11 protein-coding genes are annotated in these 10,842 nt (G+C 71.4%); 4 read left to right on the plus strand and 7 right to left on the minus strand.

The window, feature by feature from the left end:
* Genes KVT44_RS34180 through KVT44_RS34190 form a run of 3 tightly spaced genes read right to left on the minus strand, consistent with a single transcriptional unit; the run spans position 1 to position 2,640 of the window.
* Positions 1–1,158: an acetyl-CoA C-acetyltransferase gene (locus KVT44_RS34180; RefSeq protein ID WP_217571185.1), complete on the minus strand. Its 1,158-nt coding sequence runs from the start codon at positions 1,156–1,158 to the stop codon at positions 1–3.
* A 39-nt stretch (positions 1,159–1,197) separates the two neighbouring features.
* The gene (locus KVT44_RS34185; protein WP_099923177.1) at positions 1,198–1,809 is read right to left on the minus strand and encodes a TetR/AcrR family transcriptional regulator; all 612 of its coding nucleotides are present in this window, start codon (positions 1,807–1,809) and stop codon (positions 1,198–1,200) included.
* Between the two features lie 39 nt (positions 1,810–1,848).
* Positions 1,849–2,640, minus strand: coding sequence for an SDR family oxidoreductase (locus KVT44_RS34190; protein ID WP_217571187.1), 792 nt, complete (start codon positions 2,638–2,640; stop codon positions 1,849–1,851).
* A gap of 46 nt (positions 2,641–2,686) precedes the next feature.
* Here KVT44_RS34190 and KVT44_RS34195 point away from each other — a divergent pair, with 46 nt between their 5' ends.
* Entirely contained in the window at positions 2,687–3,832 is a 1,146-nt protein-coding gene (locus KVT44_RS34195; protein WP_217571189.1) for an acyl-CoA dehydrogenase family protein, read from the plus strand.
* A complete protein-coding gene (locus KVT44_RS34200) occupies positions 3,832–4,800 on the plus strand; it encodes an acyl-CoA dehydrogenase family protein (protein WP_217571191.1) in 969 nt (322 codons plus the stop codon). The genes KVT44_RS34195 and KVT44_RS34200 overlap by 1 nt, the downstream gene beginning before the upstream one ends.
* Here the strand turns inward: KVT44_RS34200 and KVT44_RS34205 are convergent.
* The 3 genes from KVT44_RS34205 to KVT44_RS34215 all read right to left on the minus strand — a co-directional run bounded on the left by KVT44_RS34205 (position 4,775) and on the right by KVT44_RS34215 (position 8,054).
* Positions 4,775–6,436 (minus strand): cytochrome bc complex cytochrome b subunit, encoded by a 1,662-nt coding sequence (locus tag KVT44_RS34205; protein ID WP_217571193.1) that lies wholly within the window; start codon positions 6,434–6,436, stop codon positions 4,775–4,777. The genes KVT44_RS34200 and KVT44_RS34205 overlap by 26 nt on opposite strands.
* Positions 6,437–6,777: 341 nt before the next feature.
* A complete protein-coding gene (locus KVT44_RS34210) occupies positions 6,778–7,338 on the minus strand; it encodes a HutD family protein (protein WP_217571195.1) in 561 nt (186 codons plus the stop codon).
* Positions 7,335–8,054, minus strand: coding sequence for a VWA domain-containing protein (locus KVT44_RS34215; protein ID WP_217571197.1), 720 nt, complete (start codon positions 8,052–8,054; stop codon positions 7,335–7,337). The genes KVT44_RS34210 and KVT44_RS34215 overlap by 4 nt, the downstream gene beginning before the upstream one ends.
* Positions 8,055–8,211: 157 nt before the next feature.
* Here KVT44_RS34215 and KVT44_RS34220 point away from each other — a divergent pair, with 157 nt between their 5' ends.
* Together KVT44_RS34220 and KVT44_RS34225 are read left to right on the plus strand one after the other, a co-directional pair.
* Positions 8,212–9,168 carry a rhomboid family intramembrane serine protease gene (locus KVT44_RS34220; protein ID WP_217571199.1) on the plus strand — a complete coding sequence of 319 codons (957 nt, stop codon included), beginning with the start codon at positions 8,212–8,214 and terminating at the stop codon, positions 9,166–9,168.
* Between the two features lie 20 nt (positions 9,169–9,188).
* Positions 9,189–10,037 carry a chitosanase gene (locus KVT44_RS34225; RefSeq protein ID WP_217571201.1) on the plus strand — a complete coding sequence of 283 codons (849 nt, stop codon included), beginning with the start codon at positions 9,189–9,191 and terminating at the stop codon, positions 10,035–10,037.
* A gap of 63 nt (positions 10,038–10,100) precedes the next feature.
* On the opposite strand, the gene KVT44_RS34230 is transcribed toward KVT44_RS34225, so the two are convergent.
* On the minus strand, positions 10,101–10,832 hold the full coding sequence (locus KVT44_RS34230) for an ABC transporter ATP-binding protein (protein WP_217571203.1): 732 nt from the start codon (positions 10,830–10,832) through the stop codon (positions 10,101–10,103).
* Positions 10,833–10,842 lie beyond the last annotated feature (10 nt).

The raw sequence follows: 10,842 nt of genomic DNA on the forward strand, positions 1-10,842 counted from the left end.
TCAGAGCCGTTCGATGATCGTCACGTTCGCCTGGCCGCCGCCCTCGCACATCGTCTGGAGGCCGAACCGGCCGCCGGTGCACTCCAGTTCGTGCAGGAGCGTCGTCATCAGCTTCACGCCCGTCGCCCCCAGCGGATGCCCCAGGGCGATGGCGCCGCCGTTGACGTTGACCTTCTCCGGGTCGGCGCCGGTCTCCTTGAGCCAGGCGAGGACGACCGGGGCGAAGGCTTCGTTGATCTCGACGAGGTCGATGGCATCAAGGGACATGCCGGTCTTCTTCAGGGCGTACGCGGTGGCCGGGATGGGCGCGGACAGCATGCGGATGGGGTCCTCGCCGCGTACGGAGAGGTGGTGGACGCGGGCGCGCGGGGTCAGCCCGTGCTCCCGTACCGCCCGCTCGGAGGCGAGCAGCATCGCGGCGGCGCCGTCGGAGACCTGGGAGGAGCAGGCGGCGGTGATGGTGCCGCCCTCGACGACCGGCTTCAGGCCCGCCATCTTCTCCAGTGAGGTGTCCCGGCGCGGGCCCTCGTCGGCGGTGACCTCGCCGTAGGCCACGGTCTCGCGGGCGAAGCGGCCCTCGTCGATGGCGCGGATCGCCCGCCGGTGCGAGCGGAGGGCGAACTCCTCCTGGTCGCGGCGGCTGATGCCCCACTTGGCGGCGATCATCTCGGCGCCGGCGAACTGGTTGACGGGCCGGTCGCCGTAGCGCGCCCGCCAGCCCTCGCTGCCCGCGAAGGGGCCTTCGGTGAGGCCGAGGGGTTCGGCGGCCTGGCGGGAGGCGAAGGCGATGGGGATCTGGCTCATGTTCTGCACTCCGCCCGCGACCACCAGGTCCTGGGTGCCGGACAGGACGCCCTGGGCGGCGAAGTGCACGGCCTGCTGGGAGGAGCCGCACTGCCGGTCGACGGTGACGCCCGGCACCTCCTCGGGGAGTCCGGCCGCCAGCCAGCAGGTGCGGGCGATGTCCCCGGCCTGCGGCCCCACGGTGTCCAGGCAGCCGAAGACGACGTCCTCGACGGCGGCGGGGTCCACTCCGGAGCGCTCGACCAGCGCCTTGAGGACATGCGCGCCGAGGTCGGCCGGGTGGACACCGCTCAGGCCTCCCCCGCGCCGCCCGACGGGCGTACGGACCGCTTCGACGATGTAGGCCTCGGCCATGACAACTCCCTCGCAGACATGGGGTATCGCAGACATGGGTTATTCGCGTACGGAGATGCCGTCCAGCACCATCGACAGGTACTGCCGGGCGATCTCCTCGGGGCTGTGCTGTCCGCCGGGCCGGTACCAGGACGCGGCGACCCACACGGTGTCGCGCACGAAGCGGTAGGTGAGCCGGATGTCGAGGTCGGCCCGGAAGACCTCGGCGGCCACGCCGCGCTCCAGCGTGCTCAGCCACGCCTTCTCGAAGTTGCGCTGCGAGTCGGCGAGGAAGGCGAAGCGCTGCTGGGCGGCGAGGTGCCGGGACTCCTTCTGGTAGATGGCGACGGCGGCACGGTGCCGGTCGATCTCCCGGAACGACTCGGTGACCAGGGCCTCCAGCGTCCGGCGCGGGTCGAGTTCGGCGTCCAGGACGGCGTCGTAGCCCTCCCAGAGCTCGTCGAGGAAGGTCCGCAGGATCTCCTCCAGCATCGATTCCTTGGAGTCGAAGTGGTAGTAGAGGCTGCCCGCGAGCATCCCGGCCTCGTCCGCGATCTTGCGTACGGTGGTGGCGTTGTAGCCCTGCTCGGCGAAGACCTCCGCGGCGGTGTCGAGGAGTTCGCGGCGCCGCTCGGGGGTGGCGGTCACCTGGGGCTTCTTCTTGGTAGGCACGGTTCCATTGTGGTCCCAGGGGTGCCGGCCGACGGCGCCCTACGCATGTTGGCTGCTGACGGAGACGACTTCGCCGGTCATGTACGAGGAGTAGCCGGACGCCAGGAACACCATCACGTTGGCCACCTCCCAGGGCTGCGCGTAGCGGCCGAAGGCCTCGCGGCCCGTCAGTTCCTCCAGCAGTTCGGGCGTGGTCACCTTCACCAGGTGCGGGTGCATGGCGAGACTCGGTGACACCGCGTTGACGCGCACCCCGTACTCGGCGGCCTCGACGGCCGCGCACCGGGTGAGCGCCATGACGGCCGCCTTGGCGGCGGCGTAGTGTGCCTGACCGGCCTGGGCGCGCCAGCCGACGACGGAGGCGTTGTTGACGACGACTCCGCCGCCGCCCTGGTCCCTGAATCGGCGCAGGGCGGCCCGGGTGCACCGGAACGTGCCGTTCAGTGTCACGTCCAGCACTCTCGACCACTGCTCGTCGGTCATGTCGACGAGGGCACAAGTGCCGCCGAGGCCGGCGTTGTTGACGACGATGTCCAGGCCGTCGTGGAGCTCTCCCGCCAGCGCGAAGAGGGCTTCCACCTGCTGCTCGTCCGTCACGTCGCACGGCAGCGAGGCGACGTTCGCCGCGCCGAACTCCGCGGCGAGGGCCTCTTCGCTCTCCTTGAGGCGGCAGACATGGGCGTCACTGATGACCACCCGCGCCCCCTCCTCCAGGAACCTGCGCGCCGTCGCCCCGCCGATGCCCGCGCCCGCGGCGGCGGTGATGACAGCGGTGCGCCCGGTCAGCAGCCCGTGCCCGCTGACGTACGCCGGACTCTCGACGTCGCTCATACCTCCACGCTAACCTACCAAACACTTGTTAGGGAAGGTGCTGCCGATGGATCTGACCCTCTCCCCCGCCGACGAGGCCTTCCGCGCCGAGGCCCGGACCTGGCTCGCCGCCCATGTGCCACGGACGCCCCTTCCGTCCCTGGAGACCGAGGAGGGCTTCGCGGCGCACCGCGTGTGGGAGGCCGAACTCGCCGCGGACCGCTGGTCGGTGGTGTCCTGGCCGGAGGCGTACGGCGGCCGGGGCGCGGACATCGTGCGCTGGCTGGTGTTCGAGGAGGAGTACTACGCGGCGGGCGCGCCGGGCCGGGTCGGCCAGAACGGCATCAACCTCCTGGCGCCCACCCTCTTCGACCACGGCACGGAGCGACAGCGCGCCCGGATCCTGCCCTCCATGGCCACCGGGGAGGTCGTCTGGGCGCAGGCGTGGTCCGAGCCGGAGGCGGGGTCCGACCTGGCCTCGCTCACCTCGCGCGCGGTGCGTACGGACGGGGGCTGGCTGCTGAGCGGGCAGAAGACCTGGTCGTCGCGGGCCGCCTTCGCCGACCGCGCGTTCGGTCTCTTCCGCAGCGAGCCGGGCACACCGAGGCCTCATCAAGGCCTGACCTATCTGATGTTCGACCTGCGCGCGCCCGGGGTCACCGTGCGCCCCATCGGCCGCCTGGACGGCAGACCGGCCTTCGCCGAGGTCTTTCTCGACGAGGTCTTCGTCCCGGACGAGGACGTGATCGGCGAGCCGGGCGGAGGCTGGCGGGTCGCCATGTCGACGGCGGGCAACGAGCGAGGGCTGACGCTGCGTTCACCGGGCCGCTTCCTCGCCGCCGCGGACCGGCTGGAGGCCCTGTGGCGCAGTCGCGCCGACCCCTCGGACACGGCGCTGCGCGACCGGGTGGCCGACGCGGTGATCGGCGCCCGCGCCTACCAGCTCTTCACGTACGCCAACGCCTCCCGCTTCCTGGACGGCGGGACCATCGGCCCGGAGGCCAGCCTGAACAAGGTCTTCTGGTCCGAGTACGACATCGCGCTGCACGAGACGGCCCTCGACCTCCTCGGCCCGGACGGCGAGTCGGCGGACACGGACTGGTCCGAGGGCTACGTCTTCTCGCTCGCCGGTCCGATCTACGCCGGCACCAACGAGATCCAGCGCGACATCATCGCCGAGCGCCTGCTCGGCCTCCCGAAGGGCCGCCGCTGATGCGCTTCCTCCTCGACGCCGAGCAGCGGGCGTTCGCCGACTCGCTGGACGCGATGCTGACGGCCGCGGACACCCCGTCGGTCGTACGGGACTGGAGCCGCGGCGACCACGGCGGCGGCCGCGCGCTGTGGTCCCGTATCGCCAAGGCGGGTGTGTTCGCGCTCGCGGTGCCGGACGCGTACGAAGGGATGGGCCCGCGTCCGGTGGAACTGGCCGTGGGTTTCGTCGAGTTGGGACGGCACGCGGTGCCCGGCCCGCTGGTGGAGACGGTCGCGGCGGCCGCCCTGCTGGCCGAGCTGGCGGACCCCCTGCCCGCCGGGCGGCTGCTCCCGTCGCTGGCCTCGGGCGAGACGTCGGCGACGCTGGCCCTCGACGGGGCGTACGCACTGGACGGCGACGCGGCGACCACCCGCCTCGCCCTGGCGGCCGACGGACTGCGTCTGGCCCCAGGCCACGGCCCGGTGCGCGCCTCCCTGGACCCCGCCCGCCGCCTCACACCCCTCACACCGGGCGGTGAACTGCTCTCCACCGCCCCTCCCGTCGCCCATGCCCTCGTCTGGGCCCGGCTCGCCACCGCCGCCCAGGCGCTCGGCGTCGGTCTCGCACTCCTCGACCGGACCGTCGCGTACGTCAGGCAGCGCACCCAGTTCGGCGTCCCCGTCGGCTCGTTCCAGGCGGTGAAGCATCGCCTCGCCGACGCGAAGATCGCCCTGGAGTTCGCGCGGCCGCTGCTGTTCGGCGCGGCCCTGACGATGGCGCCCGCCGACGTGGCCGCGGCCAAGGTCACGGCCTGCGAGGCCGCGTACGCCACCGCGCGCACGGCGCTCCAGTTGCACGGCGCGATCGGCTACACCGCGGAGTACGACCTGTCCCTGTGGCTGGCCAAGGCCCGTGCCCTGCGTACCGCGTGGGGCACCCCGGCCGAGTGCCGGGCCGAGGTGCTCAGTGGTGGTGCTCGCCGCCGGTGAGCTCCCGGTACTCCTCCGGCGTCGGCTTCGGGATCTGGGTGTCGGGCCCGTACATGGCGCGGGCGAGCCGGGCGCGCAGCCTGCGGCCGGGGCCGACCCGGCGGGCGACGCCGTTGGCGTCCACGAGCGGTCCCACCTCGTACGGCGGGGGCTGCTCGTGCTGGGTGAGCGTGAACCGCTCCGCCGGTGTGAGCGGTTCGTGCACCTCGACGTACTCGCCGTGCGGAAGCATCCGGATGATCCCGGACTCCCTTCCGTGCAGCACCTTGTCACGGTCCCGTCGCTGGAGTCCCATGCAGATCCGGCGCGTGACGACGAAGGCGAGGGCCGGGGCGACGAAGAAGGAGACCCGTACGAACCAGGTGATGGCGTTGATGGAGAGGTGGAAGTGGGTGGCCCACAGGTCGTTGCCACCGCCGACCAGGAGCACTCCGTACAGCGTCAGCCAGGCGACACCGAGCCCGGTGCGGGTGGGGACGTTGCGCGGCCGGTCCAGGATGTGGTGTTCCCGTCTGTCCCCGGTGATCCACGCCTCGATGAACGGGTAGACGGCGATGGCGGTCATGATCAGCGGGAAGAGGGAGAAGGGGATGAACACACCCAGTTGGAGGGTGTGGCCCCAGGCGTTGATCTCCCATCCCGGCATCACCCGGATGAGCCCCTCGGAGAAGCCGAGGTACCAGTCGGGCTGTGCGCCGGTCGTCACCAGGTCCGGCCGGTAGGGGCCGAAGGCCCAGACGGGGTTGACGGTCGCGATCGCCCCCATCAGCGACAGCACCCCGAAGACGAGGAAGAAGAACCCGCCCGCCTTGGCCATGTACACCGGCATGAACGGCATCCCGACGACGGACTTCTGGTCGCGTCCGGGCCCCGGGTACTGCGTGTGCTTGTGGTAGAAGACCAGGATCAGATGGGCTACCACCAGGCCCAGCATGATGCCCGGCAGCAGGAGGACGTGGATCGGGAAGAAGCGCGGAATGATGTCGTGGCCCGGGAACTCGCCTCCGAAGAGGAAGAAGGAGAGGTACGTTCCCACGATCGGGACCGACAGGATCGCGCCCTGGGCGAAGCGGACGCCGGTGCCGGAGAGCAGGTCGTCGGGGAGCGAGTAGCCGGTCAGGCCGGTGATCAGGCCGAGCATCAGCAGGGTCCAGCCGAAGAGCCAGTTGACCTCGCGGGGCTTGCGGAACGCGCCGGTGAAGAAGACGCGCATCATGTGCACGAGCATCCCGGCGAGGAAGACGATCGCCGCCCAGTGGTGGATCTGCCGCACCAGGAGTCCGCCGCGCACTTCGAAGCTGATGTGGAGGGTGGACTCGTAGGCGCGGGTCATGAGGATGCCGTTGAGCGGTTCGTACGGGCCGTGGTAGACGACCTCGGAGGCGCTCGGCTCGAAGAAGAGCGTGAGGTAGACGCCGGTCAGGATCAGGATCAGGAAGCTGTAGAGGCAGACCTCGCCGAGCATGAAGGACCAGTGGTCCGGGAAGACCTTGCGCATGTTGGCCTTGGCCAGCGCGTAGAGGCCGAGCCGTCCGTCGGCCCAGTCCGCCAGGCGCTCGCCCGCCGGCGTCTCGTCCCTTCGCCCCGCACGTGAAGTCCCTTGCCCCCGACCGGAGTTGATCTCTCCCGCGCCCATGGGCCACCCCCTCGGCCCACCAGGGTGGCACGACACCTCCCCGAAGCCAACGGCGCGTCACCCCCCACCTGTCTCTCGCCCCCGCCGCCCCTACCCGTCCCATCCTCAACCTGGGGGCTCCGCCCCCAGACCCCCGATCGGCCTGAACGGCCTCGTCCTCAAACGCCGGACGGGCTGAAGATGTGAACCGGCGCTGACAAGAGCGCCCCGTCAGGGGCGCGGGGAACTGCGCGGCCAGCCCCCACCCAGCCGCAGGTTGAGAGCCCAGCCGGGGGTCTGGGGGCGGAGCCCCCTGGGATGGGACGGGTAGGGGCGGCGGGGGCGAGGAACCGGGTGGGTGCTCAGGCTCTCGGCGTGAGGGTGATCACGGCGGTGTGGCCCGTCGCGCGGAGGGTCGCTTCCTCGTCCGTCAGGAGCACCGCGTCGTAGCGCCCGAGGGTCACCCCAGCCGCCTCGGCCGCGCCGTCGAGGGCGACGACCAGGACGGCCGGACCCGCCGGGAGGGCGAGGGACCGCCGGGGGTCGGCGACCGTGACGGTCGGGGTCGCGGCGGCGCCCCGGTGCCACATGACGTTGAGGTTGACGACCGGCCCCCCGAGGAGGCGGCAGCCGGTCGGCAGGTCACCGGCGAAGCGCTGCGGGACGAACCGCGTGGCGACCCGGCGGTGTTCACCGCCGACCGTCAGGTCCATCCCCTCGCCCTCGACCATGGTGAGGATCCGGTCCACGTCGGCGAACGCCGAGAACGGCCCGTCGGAGCCGACGTCGGCCAGACTCACCCGCCACTCGAAGTCCCCCATGTCCGCACCCTCGGGCCGGGCGACGATCTCGCGCGTCACCCCGCCACCGTTCTTCCAGGGCACGGCCACCCGCCCGGCCGCCGGCAGAACACGCACGGTCACCGGACGATCCCCCGCTCGCGCGCGGCCGTCAGCCACTGGGGGAAGTCGCCCACGATCCGGTCGTACAGCTCGCCGTCGGAGACCTGCCGAGGCTGCGAACCGGCATGGAAGAAACCGGCGTTGTCGACGACCCGCTTCCGCGGCACCGGCAGCTCGTCGAGTTTGCGCAGGAACTCGAACTGCTTGCTGTCCGGGTCACCGAACCCTATGAACTGCCAGAACAGCGGAAGCTTCGCCGCCTTGCACAAGTACCTCTCGGCGGCGAGCTTGTTGATGGGGCCGCCGTCGGTCTGGAAGACGACCAGGGCGGGGTCCGTGGAGCCGCTGTCGAGGTAGTGGTCGATGACCGCGTCCATGGCCAGGTGGTAACTGGTCTTCCCCATGTGGCCGAGCCCGGCCACGATCTTCTCCACCCGGCCCTGATGGTTGTCGAGCGCGATGTCCGTGACCGCGTCGATGTCCGTGGAGAAGAAGACGACGGGGACGGTGCCGTCGTCGTCGAGGTGCGCCGACAGGCCGAGCACCCGGTCCGCCAGCGCCTGCACACTGCCGTCCTTGTAGTACGGCTTCATCGACCCGGAGTAGTCGACGACCAGGTACACCGCGGCCCGCTGTCCGCTCAGCCCGTGCTTGGTGAGGGAGACACCGGCGCTCTTGTACAGACTGACCAGCGCGGGCGCGGTCTCCTCCACCTTGGTGAGGCTGATTCCGGCCATGCGGGGCTCCCATCGCGCGAGGGGTTGCGGAAACGCCGAGATTACGGCACCGACAACCCCTGCCGTCCCCCTCCCACATGGGCGTTCGCTATTTTGTTCGCCGCCGACCCCACCGGCTCATCGTCCCCCTGATCTCCGTACCCGCGAGGAGCCGGTCGTGGAATCCGAATCCACCGAATCCACTGAGTCCACCGAGTCCGCCCCATCCCCCGTCACCACCTGCTACCGCCATCCCAAGGTGGAGTCCCATGTGCGCTGCACACGGTGCGACCGCTACATCTGCCCGGACTGCATGCGTGAGGCGGCCGTCGGTCACCAGTGCGTGGAGTGCGTGAAGGAGGGCGCCCGTTCGATCCGGCAGGCGCGCACGGCGTTCGGCGGCCGTATCTCGACCGTGCCCGTGGTGACGTACGTCCTGATCGCGCTCAACGTGCTGGCCTATGTGGGCGAGGTGGTGCGCCCGGCGATCGTGGACCGGTTCGAGATGCTCGGCGCGGCGCTGACGGGGCCCGACGGCGGGCACTACGTCTGGCAGGCCCAGTACCCCTCCGACTTCCACCCGGAGGGCGTGGTCGACGGGGAGTGGTACCGGATGCTGACCGGTGCGTTCCTCCATCTGCCGCCCACCGAGGGCACGTTCGGGATTCTGCACATCGTGATGAACATGGTCTCGCTGTGGAACCTGGGCCGGGTGGTGGAGGCCCAGCTCGGCCGGATCCGCTTCGTCACGCTCTATCTGCTCTCGGCCCTCGGCGGCTCGGTCCTCGTGCTGGTGATCGCGCCGTACACGCCCACGCTCGGTGCGTCGGGTGCCATCTTCGGGCTGGGGGCCGCGTACTACGTCATGGCCCGCCGGCTGGGCGCCGACATGAGCGCCGTCAACCGTTTCATGGCGGGCCTGCTGCTGTGGCTGCTCATCTCGGCGGGACTCACCTCCTGGCAGGGCCACCTCGGCGGACTGCTGGCGGGCGGGGTGGTCACGCTCGCCTACGCGTATGCGCCCCGGGACCGCCGCCGGGCGCTCGTCCAAGCGGCCGCGTGCGCCGCGCTGTTGGCGCTGCTGGTGATCACGGCCGTCGGAAGGGTGTCCGAGCTGACGAGCGGAGCGGCCTGAGCGCTCCCTAGGCTGAGCCCATGAAACGCGCCCGGCTCCTCCTGCTCGCGGTCCTCCCCCTGGTCGCGGTCGCGGTCTGCTTCCTCGCCCCGGGACTCACGGACGCGAGCGGGGCCGCCGGGCCCGCGCGGGCCCGCCAGGACGCCGAGCGAACGGCGGGCGCGGGCCTCGCCACCCCGGACAAGAAGGAGCTGGCGCAGAAGCTCGTGGCGAGCGCGGAGAACTCCACACTCGACTGGCGCAGCGCGTATGCCTACATCGAGGACATCGGCGACGGCCAGGGGTACACAGCGGGCCTCATCGGCTTCTGCACCGGCACCCACGATCTGCTCGTCCTGGTCGAGGGCTACACGAAGGACCACCCGGGCAACGGCCTCGCCCGCTACCTGCCCGCCCTGCGCAAGGTCGACGGGACGGACTCGCACGAGGGTCTCGGCCCGGGCTTCGTGGCGGCCTGGCGCAAGGAGGCCTCGGTGGCCGCCTTCCGCAGGGCGCAGGACGCCGAGCGGGACCGCGTCTACTTCGACCCCGCGGTGCGCCGCGCCACACTCGACGGCCTCGGCACGCTGGGCCAGTTCATCTACTACGACGCCATGGTCATGCACGGGCCCGGCACCGGCGCGGGCGGCTTCTACGACCTGCGCACCCGTGCCATGGCCCAGGCCGACACCCCGGCCGAGGGCGGCTCCGAGAAGACCTACCTCGACATCTTCCTCGACGTCCGTCGCGCGGCGATGAAGGCCGAGAGCGCCCACCGCGACACGACCCGCATCGACACGGCCCAGCGGATGTTCCTGTACGACGGGAACCTGGACCTGCGCACGCCGCTGGAGTGGAAGGTGTACGGGGAGACGTACAAGGTGCCGTAGCCCCTCCCCCACGGTGCCGGGGCCCCTCCGCCGAGGTGCCCGCGCCCGGTCGGTCGGGCGCCGTCAGTGCTCGACGACCTCGCCGTCGCTCAGTTCCAGTACACGGTCGGCCAGGCCCAGGAGTTGGGGGTCGTGCGTGGCGACCAGGGCCGTGACGCCCTCACTGGCGACCACCGCCCGCAGCAGTTCCATCACCGCCAGGCCGGTCTGCGCGTCCAGCTGTCCGGTCGGCTCGTCGGCGAGCAGCAGGGCCGGGTGGTTGGCGAGGGCGCGGGCGATGGACACCCGCTGCTGCTGCCCGCCGGAGAGCTCCGCCGGGCGCTGGGCTCCGTGGTCGGCGAGCCCCACGAGGGCGAGCAGCAGGGCCACGCGCTCCTCACGTTCGCGGGGGTCGGCTCTGCGCAGCCGCAGCGGCACTCCCACGTTCTCGGCCGCGGTGAGGATGGGGATGAGTCCGAAGGACTGGAAGATGTAGCCGATGCGGTCGCGGCGCAGTTCCAGCAGCTCGTTCTCGCCGAGTGCGGACAGGTCGGTGCCGTCGATGAGGACGCGGCCGCGGTCCGGGCGGTCGAGGCCGCCGATCAGATGGAGCAGGGTCGTCTTGCCGGAGCCCGACCGGCCCTTGAGGGCGACGAGTTCACCGCGCCGCAGCTCGAAGGAGGCGCCGCGCAGCGCGTGCACGGCCACGGCACCCGTGCCGTACGAGTGGTGCAGGTTCTCGACCCGCACCATCGGTTCGTCGGCGGATTCGCCCACGAGGGCGGCACCGGACCGCGTGCCGGTGTTCTCCGTCATCGACGCACCC

The organism is Streptomyces sp. GbtcB7 (assembly GCF_019091445.1).
Lineage (GTDB): Bacteria > Actinomycetota > Actinomycetes > Streptomycetales > Streptomycetaceae > Streptomyces > Streptomyces mirabilis.

What these genes read in the sequence shown, in the direction of transcription:
- KVT44_RS34180 (WP_217571185.1), bottom strand. Translation starts at nt 1,158, where the DNA reads ATGGCCGAGGCCTACATCGTCGAAGCGGTCCGTACGCCCGTCGGGCGG.
- KVT44_RS34190 (WP_217571187.1), bottom strand. Translation starts at nt 2,640, where the DNA reads ATGAGCGACGTCGAGAGTCCGGCGTACGTCAGCGGGCACGGGCTGCTG.
- KVT44_RS34195 (WP_217571189.1), top strand. Translation starts at nt 2,687, where the DNA reads ATGGATCTGACCCTCTCCCCCGCCGACGAGGCCTTCCGCGCCGAGGCC.
- KVT44_RS34200 (WP_217571191.1), top strand. Translation starts at nt 3,832, where the DNA reads ATGCGCTTCCTCCTCGACGCCGAGCAGCGGGCGTTCGCCGACTCGCTG.
- KVT44_RS34205 (WP_217571193.1), bottom strand. Translation starts at nt 6,436, where the DNA reads ATGGGCGCGGGAGAGATCAACTCCGGTCGGGGGCAAGGGACTTCACGT.
- KVT44_RS34215 (WP_217571197.1), bottom strand. Translation starts at nt 8,054, where the DNA reads ATGGCCGGAATCAGCCTCACCAAGGTGGAGGAGACCGCGCCCGCGCTG.
- KVT44_RS34225 (WP_217571201.1), top strand. Translation starts at nt 9,189, where the DNA reads ATGAAACGCGCCCGGCTCCTCCTGCTCGCGGTCCTCCCCCTGGTCGCG.
- KVT44_RS34230 (WP_217571203.1), bottom strand. Translation starts at nt 10,832, where the DNA reads ATGACGGAGAACACCGGCACGCGGTCCGGTGCCGCCCTCGTGGGCGAA.